Genomic DNA, 18,478 nt, shown 5'->3' on the forward strand with positions numbered 1-18,478 from the left:
CCCCGCCGCCCTCCGACGGCCTACTTGGCCCGCGCCCCGTCCCACGCCTTGCTGCCGAGGAAGTAGGTGTCGTACAACTCCTGCACCTCCAGCAGGCTCTCCGGGGTGACCTCGCCCAGTGCGATGCGCTTCAAGTGGCGGAAGTACTCGAAGCGTTCGACGCCCGGCGTGATGACGATGAGGATGTCGGCATCGCACCCGGGAGCCGCGGCGAAGGCGTGCGGGAGGCCCGGAGGGACGACGACCAGATCGCCGGGCTCCGCGGTGACGACCTCGTCGCCGGAGAGGAACTGGGCGGCGCCGTCCAGCATGTAGAACATCTCGGCGGAGTTGTCGTGACGGTGCGGACGCGCACCGTCGGCACCGTCCGCGAGGGTGACCCGCTGGGTGGAAAGCGCACCGCCGGTCTCGCTGCTGTCGGCCAGCAGACGGATCGTGGTGGGCGCGCCACCGACCACTTCGGCGTCGGCCGAGCGGACGATCACGGACGAGGAGAAGTCGGGCAGGACGAGGGACATGAGGAACTCCTGGGGTCTGCGGCGCCCTGTACGGGCGCCCCGGTGGCTCAGGCGGCGAACAGCAGGGCCGCGCTGATGAGGACGGCGACGGCGGTGGCGAGGTGGATCCCGTACGCGACGGCCTTGTTTCCTCCGTTCCGCAGCACGATCACGGTGTCCCCGAGCGGGCACAGTGCCACGACCAGCATGAACCAGCCCCCGGCATGGGCGCCTTCGAACGCCAAAAGGGCCAGCCCCATGATGCCGAACGTCCCGTCCCGCAGCCCCTTGATGGTGAGGTAGGCCGGATTGACGTCGGCCCTGGCGGGCACCCCGTAGCCTGCGGCGGCCGGACCGGGCCGGAACAGGAACCGGAACCCGATGAACAGGACGAGCAGGTTGAGCATGGTTGCCAAGGTGTAGGCAGCGAGGGTCATGTGACGGCTCCTCGGGAAACTGATGTGCGGGAGCGGCGTTACGCCGCATCAGCTTCGAAGAATCCGAGCACCCCGGCAACGACGATCTCGGCAACGGGCCGTTTACCTCAGGGTTCACGATCGCCGGAGAACGGCCGTCTGCCAGTGGCGGCGGGGCCGCACCGGGGCGGACGTGGCGAGAGCAACTGGCCTGTAATGGCCGAGTAACGGCGGCCTCCTAGGGTCCGGGCACCCGACTGCCTTCCTCCGGAGGAGTGCCTTGATGCACCTGTCCCGATCGCCCAGGCGTAGACGTGCCGTGTGGGCGGCGGCCTCGCTCAGCGCGGCTGCCGCGATGCTGGCCGGCCCCGTACCCGCTCTTGCCGACTCCGCACCGTCGAGTCCGGCGTCGGGCAAGATCGATGCCGGGCTGGCGTCCGCCGTGCGCGGCGGCGCGGACGCCCGCTTCTTCGTCGTTCTGAAGGACCAGGCCGACCTCACGGCCGCCAAGCGCAAGACGACCCATGCCCAGGCGGCCCAGGCGGCCTACAAGGCGCTGCGTGACACCGCGGACAAGGGCCAGCGCTCGCTCACCACCTTCCTCGACAAGGAGAAGGTCGGGCACCAGGACTACTGGATCGCCAACACGGTCCAGGTGACCGGTGACCAGGCGCTGGTGGACGAGCTGGCGAAGCGTTCCGACGTGGCCAGGATCGTCAAGGCGCGGACGTACAAGCTCGACGACATCGAGACGTCCGACAGCAAGGTCACCGCCTCGCGCACTCGGGCCGCCGGGACCGAATCCTCCGCCACGGGCGACGACACCCCGGAGTGGGGTGTCAAGGACATCAAGGCCGACCAGGTCTGGTCGCAGTACGACAACCGCGGCGAGGGCATCGTCATCGCCAACGTCGACTCGGGTGTGCAGTACGACCACCCGGACCTGGTGCAGCAGTACCGGGGCAACAACGGCGACGGCTCGTTCACGCACGACTACAACTTCTACGACCCGACCGGGGTCTGCGGCAGCGCCGGTGCACCGTGCGACAACGCCGGCCACGGCACCCACACGATGGGCACGATGGTCGGCAAGAACGGCATCGGTGTCGCCCCGGACGCGAAGTGGATCGCGGCCAAGGGCTGCGAGTCCGACAAGTGCACGGACGACTACCTCCTCAAGGCCGGTCAGTGGATCCTCGCCCCGACCGACCACAACGGGCAGAACCCGCGCCCGGACCTGGCCCCGAACATCGTCAACAACTCGTGGGGCGGCGACGACAACACCTTCTACAAGGAGATCGTCGAGGCCTGGAACTCCGCGGGCATCTTCGAGGCGTTCGCGGCCGGTAACGACGGTGACGGCGTCACCTGCTCCACCACGCACCCGCCGGGCGCGCAGGTCGCCTCCTACGGGGTGGGCGCGTACGACTCCGCCGGCAAGATCGCCAAGTTCTCCGGCTTCGGCCCCTCCCCGATCGACGGCCTCGCGAAGCCGAACATCTCGGCACCGGGCGTCGACGTCACGGCCACCTGGCCCGGTTCGTCGTACAACACCATCAGCGGTACGTCGATGGCGACGCCGCACGTCGCGGGCGCGGTCGCGCTGCTGTGGTCGGCGGCCCCCTCGCTCATCGGTGACATCGAGGGCACCCGCGCACTCCTGAACGAGGGCGCGCGCGACGTCGAGGACACGCACTGCGGCGGCACCGCCGGCATGAACAACGTGTGGGGCGAGGGCAAGCTCGACATCTTCGCCTCCGTGGAGAAGGCCCCGCACACCGCGGTGACGGTCTCCGGAAAGATCACGGACAAGGCGAGCGGCACCCCGCTGTCGGGCGTCACCGTCAAGGCCACGAACGACTCCACGAACCGCTCGGTGACCACCGGGACCGACGGCTCCTACCGGCTGTCGCTGCTCCCGGGCACCTACAGCTTCTCGGCCGGCTCCTACGGCTACGTGACCGGCACGGCCTCGGGCGTCGAACTGACCATGGGACAGCCCCTGACGCAGGACCTCGCGCTCACCGCCGTGCCCGCGCACAAGGTGACCGGCACCGTCCTCGACGTCACCGGCCGACCGCTCGCGAAGGCCACCGTCTCCGTGACCGGCACCCCGATCGCGGCGGTCACCACGGACAGCCAGGGCCTGTTCACCCTGCCGAAGGTCGCCGAGGGCGCCTACACGCTGTCCGTCGCCCCGGCCGCCCCGGTCGTGTGCAACGGCGTCTACAACGGCGCGCTGAAGGTCGACGGCGACGAGACGGCCGACGTGAAGCTGCCCAACCGTACGGACGCGGCCGGTACCTACTCCTGCGCCCCGGTCGCCTCCTCCTGGGTCAAGGGCTCGAAGAGCATCGCCCTGACTGGTGACGAGGACGCCACGAAGATCAGCCTGCCGTTCCCGGTGCGCCACTACGGCGTGAGTTACACCAGCGCCTCTGTCACCACCAACGGCCTGGTCAACTTCCTCCAGCCGCGCCTGGGCGACTACGCCAACATCGCGCTGCCTGCGCCCGCCCAGCCCAACGGCGTGGTCGCCGCCTTCTGGGACGACCTCACCCTGGACCAGAAGTCGAGCGTCCAGACCGCCGTCACCGGAAAGACCGGCTCCCGTCAGTTCGCCATCGTGTGGAACAACGCCGCCTTCGCCTCCGACACCTCGGTGCGCGTCTCCTTCGAGGCCGTCTTCGACGAGGCCACCGGCGCCGTCACCCTCCAGTACAAGGGCATCGGCAGCGCCGCGTCGCAGCGCGGCGGTTCGGCCACCACCGGTATCGAGAACCAGGCCGGCACCGACGGTCTCGGCAGCTCGTTCAACGAGACCGTCCTGAGCGACGCCACCGCCCTCCGCTTCTCCCCGAAGGACATCTGATGAGAAACCCGCAACGACGGGGCCTGCGCCTGGCCTCCATGCTGGTTGCCTCCGGCCTCGCCCTGAGCATCGCCCCGGCGGTCCACGCCGACGACAGCAACGGCCTCCTGACGCTCACCGACAGTCAGGCCACGGAGATGGCCGGCCGCCTCATGCCCGACGTCTACGGCGACGGGCGGAGCCAGGGCGACGCCCGGCAGACCGCCGAGGCAGCCAAGGAGACCGCCGACAAGACCGCCGCCGCGGCGGGCGAGGACGCCTCCGCGCCCGACGGCGGTGCCTCGACCGACGCCACCGGCTCCTGGAAGCTGACCAAGAAGTCCGGCATCGAGGGCGCCCAGGGCATGGCCGCCACCTTCCCGGTCGGCGGCTCGAAGGGTGACTACTTCTCCGTCAACGGGCTCAGCCCGATCCAGCGCGTCGGCGCCGACGGCAAACAGCTCTGGTCGCGCGACGCGACGTCCCTGGACGCGGACTGGCAGATCACCCCGTCCCCCCGCGGCAGCAAGGAGCCCTACCCGCCCGCCGTGGTGATGGGCTTCAACGCGATCAGCCCGTTCGCCATGGCCAGCGACGACGGTGTCACCACCGGCGACCTGACCGGCGACGGCGTGGACGACATCGTCTTCACCGCCGAGGTCGGCGTGCTGCCCTACCGTCCGTTCACCTCGCCGGGCTCCTCGCTGCCCAACGGCACCTTCGTCACGGTGCTGGACGGCGCCACCGGCAAGACGCTGTGGTCGAAGCTCTACGCGGCCGCCTACAACGTCAAACTGGTCGGCAAGACGCTGGTGATCGCGGACTCCGCGTTCTCCAACATGAACTCCCCGGCCGGCTCCAAGGCCACCCTGACCGGCATCCGCTTCGACTTCGCCGACGGCAAGCTCACCCCGAAGCAGACCTGGACGCACGAAGCCGAGCTCTACAACGGCGTCCAGTGGGGCTCGCTCCAGGCGCTGGGCGACGGGCTGATCGCCGCCTCCTGGAACCAGGACCGCGACTACGCCACCGACCAGACCCCCAGCGGCCACACCCTGGTGATCGACACCGAGGACGGCAGTGTCAAGTGGTCACAGACCGGTCGGCTCTACGTACGGCAGCTGCGCCTGGACGCCAAGCGTGACCGCGTCGTGGCGCTGGAGCAGTCGGACTACACCGAGGGTGTGAAGTACGAGATCGCCGCGTACGACCTCGCCGACGGCACCCGGACCACCCTCACCGAGCGGATCAACGCGCTTCCCCTCGCGCTGGAGATCGGCGACATCCAGGGCGGCTCCAAGCCGGAATACACGGTCAGCGAGTCGACGCTCTCCGAATCCAAGTACAGCCCGGTTCCCGACATGAACACCAACAGCGTCCGCGCGCTCGACGGCGACGACGCGAGCCTGCTCTGGGCGCGCACCGTCAAGCGGGCGGGCGACGAGGGCGACGTCGCCGCCGCCTGGGGCCTGAAGGCGGCCGACGGCAAGATCGTCGCCTCCTACCTGGACGACACGGACCTGCAGGCCGCCGAGAACCGCTACGGCTCCCACTACGCCAGGATCTCCGTGCTCAGCGGCACCAAGGGTGCCGTGACGTGGGAGAAGAGCGGTGTCATCGGCTCGCCTCTGTTCACCGAGCCGTTCAAGGACGGCTCGTGGCGGATACGGACCGCCGACACCGACCAGAACGTACGCGTCTACAACCTCGGCAACGGCGCGGAGAAGGCCGTTCAGCCGCTGGAAGGCGTCCCCACCACCGCCGCCGCCACGGACATCAACGGCGACAAGAAGAACGACGTCGTCCTCGGCGGCTCGTCCAACGGCCTGTTCGCCTACGACGGCACGTCGATGGTCGCCGGTCAGCCGAAGCGGCTGTGGGAGGCGACGCTGCCCGGCCGCGTGGTCCAGGTCATCAAGGCCGACACCACCGGTGACGGACGCGACGAGCTGATCGTCGCCGCGAGCACGGCGGCCGCGATCGTCGACGCCCGCACCGGCAAGGTCCTGACCGTCATCAAGGCGGGCGCCGGCGAGTACGTCCGTAACGTCGTCGCCTCCGACCTCGACGGCGACGGCGCCGCGGAGGTCGCCGTGGCGACCGACAAGGTCCGCGCCTACGAGGGCGACGGCTCCCTGAAGTGGGAGTACGCGGTCCCGGCGGAGATCGGCACCCCGGCGTTCGCCGACCTGTCGGCCGCCGACGGCAAGATCTACGCCCAGTACCAGACCCGCGGCCAGAGTCCTGTCGCGCCGGTCGCCACGGGCGGCGTCGCGCTGAACGGCAAGGACGGTTCGGCCGCCTGGTCGTTCACCCCGAAGGCACCCGGCACCAGCCAGGGCGCCGTCCTCGGCATGCCGCTGCGGGCCGGCACGTTCGCCTCGTCCGGCATCCCCTACGCCGACGGTCACGCGGTGGTCTTCACCTACGTGGTGCGCGGCAACTCCGAGCAGTCGCCGCCCAACCAGCTGACCAACATGGTCCAGATCCGCGACGGCCGCACCGGCGAACTGCTGCACGAGGCCAAGGCGGGCGGCTACGCCACCCTCGCCAACTGGACCACGGGCCCCGAGGGCCTGGTGGAGAACAGCCTCGCCTCGCTCCGCACCTACGGTGCCGACGGCCTGGACGGCCAAGCCCGCGCCATTGCCGAGATCCGCAGCGGCTCCTTCGCCACCGGCCCCGACGGCGCCCGCATCCTCGTCCGCAGCGGCGAGACGTTCGTCGCGCTGTACAGGCCCGAGGTCCTGAAGGCCGACGTCGAACCCCACCAGACGGCCGTCACCGGCTTCAACGCCTGGGGCGCCCGGGAGCACTTCGTGGCCGACCTCGACGGGGACGGCAAGGACGAGATCATCACCCTGCCGTTCGACGCGTACGGCACCGACCGCACGGCGGGCCTCGTCGGCAACGAGGTGTCGGGCTCCTACACCGCCATCCGTTCGGCGATCACCCTGAGCATCGACAACGCCTGATCCCCCGCACACTCCGAGCCGGCGTCCCCGCACCACTGCGGGGGCGTCGGCTCTCGCGTTTAGCGCAAGCCCAGTTGGCGTGCGCCGGCATGTAACGCACCAGTAATGGCAACGACATACGGTCGCGGAGATCCCTACGCCTCGCCCGGCTTCTCTGGGGTGGTACTGGGGAACCGCCGACCGGCGGAATTTCAGAGAGGGCGAGGCGTAGGGATCGCCCCTGGGTGGCGACGTCGGCGGTCGGCCGCTCCGCTCAGCCCGCCGAAGCGTCGCGTGTCGCCTCGCGTGCCTCGGCGAGGGCGCGCTGCCTGATGCCGACGAACAACCGCATCCTGGTGGCGGCCATGACGTCATCCCGGCCGACGGTCCGCCTGGCCCCGCTGCGGACGGACAGGGCCCGGAGGGATTCGTCGAGCGCGAGGGGCGGAGCCGGTTCGCCGCCCGGCATCACTGAGGCGACCGTACCGAAACGCTTGACCCCGTCCTCGCGGACGACCATCACCGCGTCCCGGGCGAGGTCCGTCAGGAACGTGCTCGCGATCCCGTCCAGGTCGCGGACCATCGCCGGGACGGCCGACACCCCCTGGCTACGCAGCAGCTTCCTGACCCCGGCCTCGAACCGGTGGGAGCCGGCCACAGCGCTCGGTCTGCGCGACCTGCTGCGCTTGGGAGGGGTCACGATGACACCCTCGGCGTCGCGTACGACACCCATCCGCTCCTTGAACGTCGAGCTGTATCCGAACCACGTTCCCCCCACGTCGAGTTCGACGTCCCGGTCGATCGCCGAGATCAGGTCCGTGGGAAGCAGTCTCGTTCGGTTCTCCTCTGCCGCCGCCCTCCTCGCGGCGTCGATGATCTCCGTCAGCACGGTCCGCGTCACCGACGCGGCGGCTATCGCGGCCGGCCGGGAGACGTGCATCGGGGTCAGGTCCCTGAACACCGCTTTGGCGAGAGAAGGCGTGAACGGTGAGACGTCCGCCCGGTCGATGGTCTTCCCGTAAGCGTTCATGGCATCAGCCCGGGGCGGGGTGGTAACGGTGGCGTTCATAGGAGGGATGCTGCCAGTGACGTCTGACAACTGGGCCCGTGCGAGGTACCGGTGGAGGTCACGGTGTACCCGGCAGGTCGGCTGGAGATCGCCGACCTGCCGAAGCATCGCCTGCTGGAACTGGAACTGGAGCCGGCCGCCGCCGAAGTCCAGCAGACGGCCGGGCAACTGCTGACCGGGAATCGGCTCACTGGATCAGCTCGATGTGCGGGTGGTCCGGGGATACCGGGCAGACGTGCAGTTGCAGGCCGTAGCCTCCGGCGAGGCCGAGCATGGTCGGGTTGTGCGGTTCAGGATGGGTGGTGGATGACAGCGAGCGGGCACGGTCCTCGTAGGGAATCCAGTCGGGATAGTTCGAGTCCCATTCCTCTGAGGCGATGGTCAGCAGCGGATCCATTTCGGTGCCGCATGAGGGACAGAGCCGGGGCCGGGGATCGGTGAGGTCCCAACGGGTCCATCCACCGACCTTCCAGCCGGGAGCGACGGACAGCCTGCCTGTGTAGAACTCATTGTAAAAATCCTTCGAGTAGGGCCTGTCAGAGCTGTCCAGGGGGTAGGGCGTGTCAGAGCTGCCCAGAACGGCGCCGACTTCCTGCCATCTGCGCCAGTCCTCCAGCTGTTGCTGGAGCCCTTTGCCCAGTTCCATGATGTTGGGGTACTCGGTGATCTGCTCCGGTGCCAGCAGGCACGGCTCCGGCAGATAGCCGGGGAACTGGATCGCGGGCGGCTCGGGGGGTGTGTCGAGGATGTCGGTGACTGTGGCGGCGGACCGCCAGAACAGCGCGGTCTCGGGATGCGCGAGGTGGTCGAAGGGGCACCACAGCACTTGAAGCAGATCTGCCTCGGCCTGCTCGGGCGGGCACAGCATGGGGACGTCGCGTACGTACAACTGGGCCACGGGCAGCAGGGGTATCGGGCCCTCGGGCCATGGGCGGCCGGTCTGGATCCGCTCAGCGATCGCCCGTTCCGCGGGCGTGTATTGGGTCCTCGGGGGCTCGCCACCCGGCCGGTTTGCCACCGCCGCCTGTATGCGTCGCTGCTGCCGCACGTCCTCCGGCGAATGGATCGCGTTGAGCCCGTCCCACTTGTGCGGTCCTTCGCAGTGCGGCCACGGCTCGTCGGCGGGCCACAGCAGCGGCCCGCCGACTGAACTCTCGTACGGTGTGGGCGACCCGGGGCGGGGATGCAGCCGGGTCGCCGTGCGTGCCAGCGGGGTCAGTTGCGGGGCGACCGCGGTGACGTCGACCGGGCGGGGCGGGGTGGTACGGGTACGGAGTGCAGCGTCCACACTCATGGCCCGCTCGGCGCACACCGACCGGATCTCGTCCAGCAGGCCGGGGTAGTGCTCGCCGTATGTGTTCAGGGCATGCCATACCGCGTCCAGTGCCGCTGCGAGCGGTGCGGGTTTGGCGGCGGCGAGCACGGCGGGAAGAGCGAAGTGCGGCTGCGAGATCAGGCCCCGGGTCTGTGGCGTAGCGGCAGGGTGCACCGTCACGAAGGCCTTGTTCGTTGTGTCGGCGGACGGTGGCGGGACGTACGGAGGCCGCTGCGGAGGTATCGCCCCGAGCACCGACGTGTCCGGTACCCGAGGGTCGGAGCGCAGGGTCTCCCGCATCCGGGCCGGGTTGTCGAACGGCGCCGGCAGAGGGTGTCCCTCCGCCAATTCCGAGAGCGCCCGGGCCACCCACGGCACATCGGTCAGGCCTGCGGCCTCGCAGGCCCGCCGTGCGGCCAGCAATGCCACTGCACGCTGGACCTCGGGACCCACGACATCGAGGGCGTGCACCAGGTCGCCGTCGAAGCGGAGCAGACCCAGGACGTTGCTCTCACGGGCACGACGCAGCCGCTCACTCGGCAGCCGGCCACCCCACTCCCATTCCTCGTGGTGCAGGCGCCGCCCCTCGGCGGCTTGTTCGGCCGGCTCCTCGGCGGCCCGTTGGAACACCTGGCGCGTCAGACGGCCGGCCTCGGCGAGCTGTTCGGGCGTGCGCGCCGTCGCGCGAGCGTACATGTGCAGGTCCCCGGCCATCCGCGAGGTGTGGCGGATGACCTCGTCCGGGCGGGGTGGGGCAGGCCAGAACTGCAGGAGGTAACTGTCCGCCTGCGGCTCCCCGGCACCTCTGGTGGAGAGCTCCCTTCCCTCGTCCATTCCCCGGGCGCAGTACCGGACCCGGTAGTCGGTCCGAGCGAGACCCAGGTCCCATGCGGCCTCGGCGTCCCCCTGTACCAGCCGTGTGCGTTCCGACGCGGGGCGGTAGGACACCTCCATCACGTCATCCCAGACCGGGTCCAGCGCAGGTGCCGTTTCGTGGACTTCCACGACAAAGCCGACGTCGCCCGCGTACAGCCCGGTGGACAGGACGATCACACCTGGTGCCGCAGCGCCGCACAGCCCCCCGATCTGGTGGGTGAGCGCCTTGGCGAGGTCAGGTCTGACGCCGCCAGGATCGCTCTCGACGTAGATCTGGCGATCGTGGACGCACACCTCACCTGCGACCGGCCTATGCACAGCACTCCCCTCGTCGAGCACGGCTCAAAGCCTCTACCAGGCAGGCCGTCACGTGCCCAGCATCATGCCGCAGGCCACTGACAACACTGCCGACCCCGTCGCGGGCGGCCGGCACCGACCGCGAGCAGATGCCCCCGCGAAAGCCCCAGTCGGCGAACGCCCCGTTAGGGGCCCGGCTTCGAGGTGAGTACACGTACTCATGGCTGTGGCGGCGCGCGACTCTACGTTGACGACATGCCTCGAATAGCGCACGCCGTAGCCACCCTCGCTCTGGGCGCACTCACTCTCACCGCCTGCTCCAGCACGCCCCAGGCCGCCGCCATGAAGACCGACAGGGTCGCCCCGGCGTCCGAGGGCGAGGGCTCCGGCGAACCGGTGGTCGATTTCATGAGGCTGTCCCTCAGGCTTACCGCCGACTGCCCGCCGCTGGACGACAGCAAGACCGACAAGGTCCTCGGCCCCGGCGAGATCCCCACCGTTCCCGAAGAAGACCCCTCCATCAAGCCCACGGGTGATCCCGGCGACCGCCTTCCCGTGCCCGCCGATCCGCCCGTCACCGAGGACTCCGCGCCGCCCGTGCCCGACGGGAACCTTCTGGAGCCGGTCCCGCTCACCAAGCCCGAGATCTGCTACGCGGACAAGTTCGCCGCGCACGTCACCACCGCCCTCAAGGGCACGGGCGAGGACGCCGCCGAGGTGCGGACCGCACTCAACCGTGCCGGATACCCGGACGAGTTGATCGTGAACATGAAGTCCGAGGGCGGCTCCCCCCGCGTGCGGCTCGACCTGCGCGAATGGGACACCCATGTCGCCCTCCAGGTGGTGCACCACGGCACCGAGGGCACCGTCGCGGAGAAGTTCGGCGCACAGCCCACCGCGCCTCTCGCGGGCGTCCGGTACGTCCCGGAGGGGTGACCCCGCAGGAGGCCCCGCCCCGAGGCCGCTGCGTGTGCGCTTCTCAGGGGCGCAAGGCCTCAAGTTCGGCCGCGCGACGGAGATCCTTGGGGCGGCCGAGGGCGTGCCGCATACGGATCAGGTCGTCCAACCCGACGTACTGGATGTCGAACCCAGCCGGGTCACAGGTGCGCAGGGCCCGGGCGAGGCAGGGCGTGACATCCATGTCGCCCCAGGGAGGGCGGGCGTGCACAGGTCGCCGCTGGCACCGGTCACCTGGTAGGCCACCTGCGGCCGGTCCAGCTCGGGCAGCGCCGTGCAGCCTGTGGCGGTCAGGGCCTCATGCAGGGCCCGGAGAAGGGGCAGTGGGGCGAAGCCGAGCGCACCGTCTGTGGAGCGCTGCGGTCTCGTTCACCGGCCCATTCAACCGCAGCTGTTCAGCGGGTACGTGTCCGTGGCCCCTGCGCACTCGTCGCAGCTGCCCGGCTCCGGAGCCCTGAACGCCCGGTCGCAGCCGTCGCAGTTCTGCATCGGCACCGGGCGGAACGCGGCAGGCAGGGAGCGCCCGGACGGCAGGGAGACCGTGAGCCGGTGCCTCACCAGCTGTGCCGGGAACCGTACGGGCCTGGGCAGATCCTCGGTGAGCGCTTTGCGTACGGCGGCGGGCGAGGCGTCCCGCTCGAACCATGCCGCCACACCGGGAGCGAGGAAGTCGATCTGCTCCTCGGTCAGGACGAGTTCGGCGTCCTGGTTCTGTAGCCCGACGAGGAGGAGCGCGGCAGCCTGGAGCAGCTGCGGCCGGGGGTTGAGCGGCTGAGGCAGCGGGGGACGCGGGGGCTTCTTGGCCGTGGGTGCGGGTACGCGGGGGAGGGGTGCGGGCTCCGCGAGCTGCGCCGGGGGCGGTGCGGGAGTGGGCTTCGGCGAGGGGGCCGGGGCCGGGCGGGGCTTGCGCGGCTTGACCGTCTGCGTCTGCGCCTTGGCGAGGGCGGCAGGGTCCGGGTGGTTGTACGACACCGTGCGCGTGTAGACCTTGCCCTCCGGCGAACGCACCCGGGTGCGCTTCAAGTAGCCGTGCTGCTCCAGCTCCCGCAGGGCCTCGGCAATGCGGTGCTCGCTGTCGGCGGGCAGACGGGCGGCGAGGGCCTTGATGCCGATCTTGGCGCCGGGCGGCAGCGACTGGATGTGGAGGGCCAGGCCCCGGGCGGCGAGGGAGAGTTCGGGGTGCTGGCTGAGGTGATTGCCCACGACGGTGAAGCGTTCGGTGTGGCGGACGTTGGCATGTTCGACGCCAGAGGGCGGGACGTAGGGGGCCGCGATAACCTGCGAGGTAGCCATCAGGAAGGTGCTACTTCCGTGTTGGTCAGGCCCCCGCTCGGGATTGTCGTCCCGGCGGGGGCCGTCAGAGGTCTGAAGTTTGGTGCGGCGAGCATATGCCACGCAACCGGGGGCAAATCCAGCTCAGTTGGCGAACCTCACCCGTGCGGGTGACGAGGACGCCGGGCGGGTTGGGTGGGTATTTAGTTCTCTTCCAAGAGCCTTTAAAAGCCTTTACGTCGCGGCGCACCGGGACGCGGGAATCCACGATGTGGGTACCGCGTCGTGGATTCCCGCGACCCGGTGGCGCACGATCCGGGGGCAGGCCCGGCAGGCCCGGCAGGCCCGGCAGGCCCGGCAGGCGTACTGGGCGGCCAGGACGTGACGTGTTACTCAGGGGCCGACGTACTCGTACACGCCTCCGTGGGGGTGGCGGAGCACCGCGCGATGGCCGTTGGGCGTGGGCTGGGCCGGCCTCAGCACGGTGGCCCCGGCCGCCACGGCTTCGTCGACTGCCGCTTTCAGGTCGACGACCGCGAGCGTGGCCGCGACCCCTGCGACCTGCTGTACCGCCTCGTCGGGCCCGCTGAACAGCAAGAAGGGGCCGATGCCGGCCAGAGTCACCCCGGCGAAGGCGAAGCGGGCGGCCGTCAGGCCAGTCAACTTCTCGTAGAAGGGGATGGCTGCATCCAGGTCGTCAACACGCTGGCGCGCGATTACGGAGTCGATGTTCATGGTCGCTGGGGGCTCCTTGGAGTGTGCCGGGTGTCCGGATGGCCGGGTGAGTTCGCGGCGGCGCTAATGGCCACTGCCGGCCAGAAGTTGACGCGCATACAGGCCACGCAGATCCTCGGAGATCCTGCGCCGCCACGGGTGGCTGACGACCGCATGGGTGAGTCGACGGGATGTACGAGGCGCAGCCATGACCGTCTCCGCGATTCGGCGGGCCCGGTCCATCAGTTGTTCCCTCGGGAGCACCTCATTGACCAGCCCCCATCGCAGCGCGGTCGCGGAGTCGATTCCCCCTCCCGTGTAAGCGAGGTGGGCGGCACGCTTGGTGCCGATCAGCTCCTCCAGCGCCAGGTACATGCCGTCGCCGGGCACCGAACCTGCGGCGAAGTTCCCGTCCGCGATCACCACGTCGTCGGCGCACAGGGTGATGTCGCACATCAAGGCCAGTTCCTGTCGCGGTCCGGGCCCGTTCAGCACGCCGATGGTCGGTACGTCGACGTGGAGAACCAGGCCCTCAAGCAGCCGTACCCCGTCCGCGTACTGCTCGTACAGCATGTCGCTGGACCACTGCGACAACGGTTGCGCGAACGACCGGTGGTCCACCCCGGCCATCCAGTGTCCGTCCGTGCCCGTGATGATCACGACCTCGTTGTCCGGGTCCGCGCCGGCCTCCGTGAGCACGCGCCCCCAGGCGTTCAGCAGCGCACGCGAAAGGACGGCCGATCGGCCCGCAGTGTGCATACGGATCTCGATGACTCCCGCGTCCCGTTGGATGGCGAAGTGTTCGGAGAAAGCGGTGGCATACCGATCCAGCGACGGGCGTTCCACGAAGCCGCCGACAAGCTTGTCGCGATCACCAAGGGCATCGGGCATCGGGCATCGAACCTTTCGATCGGCAGGAGCCTGGCGCCTCACCATGCCACAGTAAACGGGGTCAGACCCCATTTAGCGAGAAGACGGGAAAGAATGCAGCCAGACGACGAGGTGCGCGCGGGTGTCGATCGGCACGTGCGTGCCGATGCCCGGATCAGCCGCGAGCGGATCGTGGCATCAGCCGGTCAACTCTTCGCGCAGGAAGGTGTGTTGGTTTCGCTGGAGCGGATTGCCGGGCATGCGGGCGTCGGCTCGGCGACGCTGCACCGCCACTTCCGGGGGAGACGCGCACTTGCCGCTGCGGTGATGGACGAGCGGGTCGGGGCCCTCTGCGCGCGAGCACGTGGGCTCTCGGACGAGTTCGCACCCGGGCAGGCCCTTGAAATCTGGATGCGGGAAGTCGTGGAGCACAACTGCACGTTCCGGGGCCTTGCCGCGCTGCTCTCCGAGGAACTGGCCGAGTCCGGAACGCACGTGGAAGCCCGCCACGACGAGGTGCGTGCGGCGGGCGGGGAACTTCTGCATCAGGCGCAGCAGGAGGGCACGGCCCGGAGTGACCTCACGATCTCGGATCTGCTCAGCCTGACCAACGGCATCGCGGTGGCCACCGAGGGTGCCCGGGAACGGACGAGTCGGGTCGGCCACCTACTCGATGTCGTGGTTACCGGAGTGCGTCCTCGCTGAGAGCCGGACCCGTACGAAAATCCGTCCGGTGCCGGATCAGCCCCGGCGGACGTAGGTGACGAAGGCGGACCAGGCGGCGGGGGCCACGTCTACGTGGGGGGCCTGGAGGTTCTTGGAGTCGCGGATGTGGATGGTGGCGGGGGAGGTGGCTACCTCGATGCAGTTGCCGCCTTCGCCGGTGCTGTAGCTGGACTTGCGCCAGTCGTAGGCGACCTCGATGCAGGCTCCGCCCTCGCCGCCGCTGTAGCTGCTCTTGAACCAGTGCAGTTGCTCGGTGTTCATCGCTCTCCCAGCATCTTCTCGATCAGGGTCAGGGACTCCCTCGGGGTGAGAGCCTGCGCTCGGATGATCCCATAGCGCTCGCTGAAGACTCGGACTGCTTCTGGCTCGGTAATGAGCCGCGGGTTGCCGTACAGCTCTGTGTAGGCAGCCTGGGGGCGTCCCTTGGGTGTGATCAAGGTGAACGTGCCGTCAATGGCTGGGTGTTCCTCGCGCTCGGTTGGCATCACCTGAATCTCCACTGTGCGGAGGCGGCCGACTCGTAGAAGCTGCCGCATCTGGTCTGCGTGCACAGCCCTTCCTCCGATGGGGCGGCGTAGCGTTGTCTCTTCCAGCACGTAGCTGAAGGTCGGAGCGGGCCAGCGCTCGAAGATCCGCTGCCGATCCAGCCGATCGGTGACGCGCTTTTCGATGGTCTCCTCGTTCAGCAGCGGGCGTCTCTGAGTGAATACGGCCCGCGCATAGGCCTCCGTCTGAAGCAGGCCGGGAACGACCTGAGCGCTGTACTCGTGCAGCGCGACGGCCTCCGCCTCCACCCGCGCGTAGTCCCGGAACCAGTCCGGGTGCCGCGTCCGCGTCCGCGCCAACGCCTCCCGCACCTCGTCCGCAGCCGCCGCCAGCACCCCGCCCGCGTCGAGCACCTGGTCCACACGCTCAAGGAAGTCCGGCTGAGGCGTTCGCACCCCCCGCTCCACCGCCGACACCAGGTCCTCGCCGCAGTGCGTCGCGAGGCCCAGCTCCCGCTGGCTCAGGCCCGCGCGTTCGCGCAAGACCTTGATCTGTTTGCCCAGCGCCCTGAACAGGTGCGCCGTACCGTCCGACTCGACCGGGCGCTCCGGCCGTTCTTCGCGTTCCGCGTTCGCCATCTGTCCCGTACCGCCTCTGTCCGTACCCGGTCACGGCCGACAGCCCGTACAGCCGGCAGGAAGGTCCCGTACAGCTTCACGGCGTCGTGGTGTCACTCCTGGTCAGCGTACGAGTACGCGGACACGCTGAGTCACATGAACGCCGAAATCACCCTTGTGGGCGCCGAGTTCGTCCAACGCTTCACCGCCACCCGCCGTGGCGCCAGGCTGGCGCGCCGGCTCGCGGTGCATCAGCTGGACGAGTGGGGAGTGCCGTACGGGAGCGAGCTGTCCGACGACGTGGCGGTGATCGTGGCCGAGCTGGCGGCGAACGCGGTGGTGCACGGGTACGTACCGGGGCGGGACTTCGAGCTGCGGCTGACGGCGGACGCGGCCGGGCTCCGGATCGAGGTGTCGGACGCGCGAGGGGAGCGGCGGCCGGAGATGAGCGCACCGGAGGTCGGGTCGGAGGCCGGCCACGGCCTTCACCTCGTCGAGGCGCTGGCGGCGAAGTGGGGGGTGGCCGAGCGCGTCATCGGGAAGACGGTGTGGGCGGAGTGCCGGACGGGCGGGCCCGCGCCGTGGACCGTTGCGCGCCCATCCAGGAAGTGCCACGACCGACCGTCGCCGGCAGCCGCCGAACCGACACGGTGAGGATGGGCCGGATCAGCCGACCGGCCCGGAATCGGCGCCCTTCTCCTTCATACATGCGTCCTCGAAGGCCGTCAGGGTGATCACGCCGTTCTCGTCAAAGGTCCGGTAGGTCGCGACCACGGTCCAGCCGCGCTGCTTGAGGATCGCCTGGCTCATGTTGATCTGCCTGTCGCCCCGGTCGTTGCGTTCCTTCGCTGTCCGGGTCTGCTGCCAGCCGCGCTCACGCAGCTCGTCCACCACCGTCTTGTGGCGGTCGACATCGACCGGAGTGGCCTCGGTTCCGAAACCCTTGAAGCTGGCGCTGCACGACCGCGCCGAGTCGGCGGGGGCCTCGTCGAAGCCACGCCCCCATTCCGGTGCGTTCGCCGGAATGCCCGCGTCCGCGGCCGAGGTGTTGATGTCAGTGCGCACGATGTCCTTCGTGAGCGGCCCGGTGCCCTTGGGCCGGGGCGTCGTCGATATCGGGGCGGCGGCGGCCCCCTCGGCGTCGGCGTCGCTCGTGCCGCAGCCTGCGGCTCCGAGCGCGATGGCCGCCACCGACACCGCCACCGCCACAGTGGCCCACTTCGTCCTGCGCACAGCCGTACTCCCCCCAGCTCGCAGGGCCGAGCGCCCCACGACGAAGCGAGAAGCGTGCCACAGGGACCGGACAGGGCGAGCCGCCGCCCCGAGGCTCCGGGAGAAGTTGGGAGAGGTTTGGGCGTACGTACGGCCTGGCAACGCCCGTCCGTCGTTGCCCGTGGCCGCCCAAACCTCTCCCAACTTTGGCGGCCGTCCTCGCGTCCGTAAACTCGCGCGGCATGGAAGAGATCTTCAGGCTCGGCGAGATCAGTTGCCCGTCGGGGGTTATGGCCGTCCTTGACGGCGGTCATCTCGGCTTGTGGAGCGGCGAGCGGTCGCCGGCAGAGGTCGATCCAGCTCTGCTGGGCGTTCACGACCCGGCGGCGGCTGCCGAAGTGCGCAACTCGGTCGACTTCGCCGTGGTCGGGCCGGATGCAGCGGCAGCGGCTCGCAGCTTCGGCCGGCAGCCGGGTGCCATGCTCCACGACATCCCGGCCTCTCGGGCTGCCGAGCTCGGCACGCTGTTCGAGGAGCACTGTCTGGCCGCCGGTCTGGACGCTCGCCTGGAGGCGTTGGCGAACCGTGAGCCACACGCCCGACGCGCGCGCCGTACCGCCCTTGAAGGCGGCGGAGGTTTTCTGATGTTCGGGGTGCCTGTCGTCGCGGTGGGAGGGGTGCCCAGCGACGTCCGTCTGCCGGTGCTCGCTTCGCGGGTCGATTTCGGAGACGGCATCGGACCGCGCTGGTCCGAGATATCGGTTCGCCTGAGCGCAGCCGAAGCGGAGTCGTCCGTGTTGCTGGGTGACATCGGCGTCGACTGGGCGCGCGTGCTCTTCGGCGACGTCGATGCGCTGAACGCCTGGCAGCACGACGAGCCGGTGGACGGCCTGGCCGACGTCGCGTTCTGGGGTGCCGCCGCAGAGGAAGCCGCCGTGACGTTCGCAGCATCGGAACTGGGCGAGCCCGGCGAGGACGGGGTCCGAGGGTGGACCGGGCTGGCCGTGGCGGAGGCGATGGAGAAGGCTCTCGCCGTGCAGAGCTGGAAGGAGGAGACCGGGCGCCGCATGATGGTGGACTTCCGGCCTCATTCCCATCACTGGCAGGTCATGCGACAGGTCCGCGCTTCCGAGGTCGAGGCCGGGACCGTGGATGTCGGTGACGCCCGACTGCTGTGCGCGATGACGAGCTGGGGAGACGGCTACTTCCCGGTGTCGGCCGACCTGGACGCATCGGGCTCGGTGGTCGCGGTGCGGGTGAGCTTCTCCGACGCGGCCGGGTAGCCGCTCTGCCTCGGTGGAGGCCGGGGCGGACGGCGCGATGCCGGGGCGGGGCAGGCCGGGCCATGT

17 protein-coding genes are annotated in these 18,478 nt (G+C 69.8%); 6 read left to right on the top strand and 11 right to left on the bottom strand.

The features are described 5' to 3' along the window. Positions 1–20 precede the first annotated feature (20 nt). On the bottom strand, positions 21–518 hold the full coding sequence (locus OG912_RS19885; protein WP_327710519.1) for a cupin domain-containing protein: 498 nt from the start codon (positions 516–518) through the stop codon (positions 21–23). Positions 519–565: 47 nt separating this feature from the next. Beyond that, the gene (locus tag OG912_RS19890) at positions 566–934 is read right to left on the bottom strand and encodes a DUF4267 domain-containing protein (protein ID WP_327710520.1); all 369 of its coding nucleotides are present in this window, start codon (positions 932–934) and stop codon (positions 566–568) included. Positions 935–1,196: 262 nt separating this feature from the next. Here OG912_RS19890 and OG912_RS19895 point away from each other — a divergent pair, with 262 nt between their 5' ends. Continuing rightward, complete coding sequence (locus tag OG912_RS19895) at positions 1,197–3,785, top strand: S8 family serine peptidase (protein WP_327710521.1); 2,589 nt, start codon at positions 1,197–1,199, stop codon at positions 3,783–3,785. Next, positions 3,785–6,739 carry a hypothetical protein gene (locus tag OG912_RS19900; RefSeq protein ID WP_327710522.1) on the top strand — a complete coding sequence of 985 codons (2,955 nt, stop codon included), beginning with the start codon at positions 3,785–3,787 and terminating at the stop codon, positions 6,737–6,739. The genes OG912_RS19895 and OG912_RS19900 overlap by 1 nt, the downstream gene beginning before the upstream one ends. A gap of 253 nt (positions 6,740–6,992) precedes the next feature. On the opposite strand, the gene OG912_RS19905 is transcribed toward OG912_RS19900, so the two are convergent. Both OG912_RS19905 and OG912_RS40075 read right to left on the bottom strand, forming a co-directional pair. Next, on the bottom strand, positions 6,993–7,748 hold the full coding sequence (locus OG912_RS19905; RefSeq protein WP_327713480.1) for a hypothetical protein: 756 nt from the start codon (positions 7,746–7,748) through the stop codon (positions 6,993–6,995). A 226-nt stretch (positions 7,749–7,974) separates the two neighbouring features. Then, entirely contained in the window at positions 7,975–10,272 is a 2,298-nt protein-coding gene (locus OG912_RS40075) for a hypothetical protein (protein ID WP_443060996.1), read from the bottom strand. 258 nt (positions 10,273–10,530) lie between these two features. Here OG912_RS40075 and OG912_RS19915 point away from each other — a divergent pair, with 258 nt between their 5' ends. Beyond that, a complete protein-coding gene (locus tag OG912_RS19915; protein ID WP_327710523.1) occupies positions 10,531–11,211 on the top strand; it encodes a hypothetical protein in 681 nt (226 codons plus the stop codon). A 43-nt stretch (positions 11,212–11,254) separates the two neighbouring features. Here the strand turns inward: OG912_RS19915 and OG912_RS19920 are convergent, their stop codons facing one another. The 4 genes from OG912_RS19920 to OG912_RS19935 all read right to left on the bottom strand — a co-directional run bounded on the left by OG912_RS19920 (position 11,255) and on the right by OG912_RS19935 (position 14,109). Next, entirely contained in the window at positions 11,255–11,416 is a 162-nt protein-coding gene (locus tag OG912_RS19920; protein WP_327710524.1) for a hypothetical protein, read from the bottom strand. Between the two features lie 197 nt (positions 11,417–11,613). Next, a complete protein-coding gene (locus OG912_RS19925; protein WP_327710525.1) occupies positions 11,614–12,525 on the bottom strand; it encodes a helix-turn-helix domain-containing protein in 912 nt (303 codons plus the stop codon). A gap of 372 nt (positions 12,526–12,897) precedes the next feature. Beyond that, on the bottom strand, positions 12,898–13,239 hold the full coding sequence (locus OG912_RS19930; RefSeq protein WP_327710526.1) for a VOC family protein: 342 nt from the start codon (positions 13,237–13,239) through the stop codon (positions 12,898–12,900). Positions 13,240–13,302: 63 nt separating this feature from the next. Continuing rightward, on the bottom strand, positions 13,303–14,109 hold the full coding sequence (locus OG912_RS19935; RefSeq protein ID WP_327710527.1) for an enoyl-CoA hydratase/isomerase family protein: 807 nt from the start codon (positions 14,107–14,109) through the stop codon (positions 13,303–13,305). Positions 14,110–14,202: 93 nt separating this feature from the next. On the opposite strand from OG912_RS19935, the gene OG912_RS19940 reads away from it, so the two are divergent. Then, the gene (locus OG912_RS19940) at positions 14,203–14,793 is read left to right on the top strand and encodes a TetR/AcrR family transcriptional regulator (protein ID WP_327710528.1); all 591 of its coding nucleotides are present in this window, start codon (positions 14,203–14,205) and stop codon (positions 14,791–14,793) included. Between the two features lie 36 nt (positions 14,794–14,829). On the opposite strand, the gene OG912_RS19945 is transcribed toward OG912_RS19940, so the two are convergent. Both OG912_RS19945 and OG912_RS19950 read right to left on the bottom strand, forming a co-directional pair. Next, the gene (locus OG912_RS19945; RefSeq protein ID WP_327710529.1) at positions 14,830–15,075 is read right to left on the bottom strand and encodes a DUF397 domain-containing protein; all 246 of its coding nucleotides are present in this window, start codon (positions 15,073–15,075) and stop codon (positions 14,830–14,832) included. Then, entirely contained in the window at positions 15,072–15,938 is an 867-nt protein-coding gene (locus OG912_RS19950; RefSeq protein ID WP_327710530.1) for a helix-turn-helix domain-containing protein, read from the bottom strand. The genes OG912_RS19945 and OG912_RS19950 overlap by 4 nt, the downstream gene beginning before the upstream one ends. Before the next feature lie 135 nt (positions 15,939–16,073). Here OG912_RS19950 and OG912_RS19955 point away from each other — a divergent pair, with 135 nt between their 5' ends. Beyond that, entirely contained in the window at positions 16,074–16,571 is a 498-nt protein-coding gene (locus tag OG912_RS19955) for an ATP-binding protein (RefSeq protein WP_327710531.1), read from the top strand. 12 nt (positions 16,572–16,583) lie between these two features. On the opposite strand, the gene OG912_RS19960 is transcribed toward OG912_RS19955, so the two are convergent. Next, on the bottom strand, positions 16,584–17,150 hold the full coding sequence (locus OG912_RS19960; protein ID WP_327710532.1) for a hypothetical protein: 567 nt from the start codon (positions 17,148–17,150) through the stop codon (positions 16,584–16,586). Positions 17,151–17,371: 221 nt separating this feature from the next. Here OG912_RS19960 and OG912_RS19965 point away from each other — a divergent pair, with 221 nt between their 5' ends. Further along, positions 17,372–18,412 (top strand): hypothetical protein, encoded by a 1,041-nt coding sequence (locus tag OG912_RS19965; RefSeq protein ID WP_327710533.1) that lies wholly within the window; start codon positions 17,372–17,374, stop codon positions 18,410–18,412. Positions 18,413–18,478: the final 66 nt, after the last annotated feature.

Source organism: Streptomyces sp. NBC_00464 (assembly GCF_036013915.1).
Taxonomy (GTDB): domain Bacteria; phylum Actinomycetota; class Actinomycetes; order Streptomycetales; family Streptomycetaceae; genus Streptomyces.

What these genes read in the sequence shown, in the direction of transcription:
- OG912_RS19915 (WP_327710523.1), top strand. Translation starts at nt 10,531, where the DNA reads ATGCCTCGAATAGCGCACGCCGTAGCCACCCTCGCTCTGGGCGCACTC.
- OG912_RS19950 (WP_327710530.1), bottom strand. Translation starts at nt 15,938, where the DNA reads ATGGCGAACGCGGAACGCGAAGAACGGCCGGAGCGCCCGGTCGAGTCG.
- OG912_RS19920 (WP_327710524.1), bottom strand. Translation starts at nt 11,416, where the DNA reads ATGGATGTCACGCCCTGCCTCGCCCGGGCCCTGCGCACCTGTGACCCG.
- OG912_RS19965 (WP_327710533.1), top strand. Translation starts at nt 17,372, where the DNA reads ATGGAAGAGATCTTCAGGCTCGGCGAGATCAGTTGCCCGTCGGGGGTT.
- OG912_RS19900 (WP_327710522.1), top strand. Translation starts at nt 3,785, where the DNA reads ATGAGAAACCCGCAACGACGGGGCCTGCGCCTGGCCTCCATGCTGGTT.
- OG912_RS19940 (WP_327710528.1), top strand. Translation starts at nt 14,203, where the DNA reads ATGCAGCCAGACGACGAGGTGCGCGCGGGTGTCGATCGGCACGTGCGT.
- OG912_RS19895 (WP_327710521.1), top strand. Translation starts at nt 1,197, where the DNA reads ATGCACCTGTCCCGATCGCCCAGGCGTAGACGTGCCGTGTGGGCGGCG.
- OG912_RS19925 (WP_327710525.1), bottom strand. Translation starts at nt 12,525, where the DNA reads ATGGCTACCTCGCAGGTTATCGCGGCCCCCTACGTCCCGCCCTCTGGC.
- OG912_RS19930 (WP_327710526.1), bottom strand. Translation starts at nt 13,239, where the DNA reads ATGAACATCGACTCCGTAATCGCGCGCCAGCGTGTTGACGACCTGGAT.
- OG912_RS19945 (WP_327710529.1), bottom strand. Translation starts at nt 15,075, where the DNA reads ATGAACACCGAGCAACTGCACTGGTTCAAGAGCAGCTACAGCGGCGGC.
- OG912_RS19955 (WP_327710531.1), top strand. Translation starts at nt 16,074, where the DNA reads ATGAACGCCGAAATCACCCTTGTGGGCGCCGAGTTCGTCCAACGCTTC.
- OG912_RS19905 (WP_327713480.1), bottom strand. Translation starts at nt 7,748, where the DNA reads ATGAACGCTTACGGGAAGACCATCGACCGGGCGGACGTCTCACCGTTC.
- OG912_RS19935 (WP_327710527.1), bottom strand. Translation starts at nt 14,109, where the DNA reads ATGCCCGATGCCCTTGGTGATCGCGACAAGCTTGTCGGCGGCTTCGTG.
- OG912_RS19890 (WP_327710520.1), bottom strand. Translation starts at nt 934, where the DNA reads ATGACCCTCGCTGCCTACACCTTGGCAACCATGCTCAACCTGCTCGTC.
- OG912_RS19885 (WP_327710519.1), bottom strand. Translation starts at nt 518, where the DNA reads ATGTCCCTCGTCCTGCCCGACTTCTCCTCGTCCGTGATCGTCCGCTCG.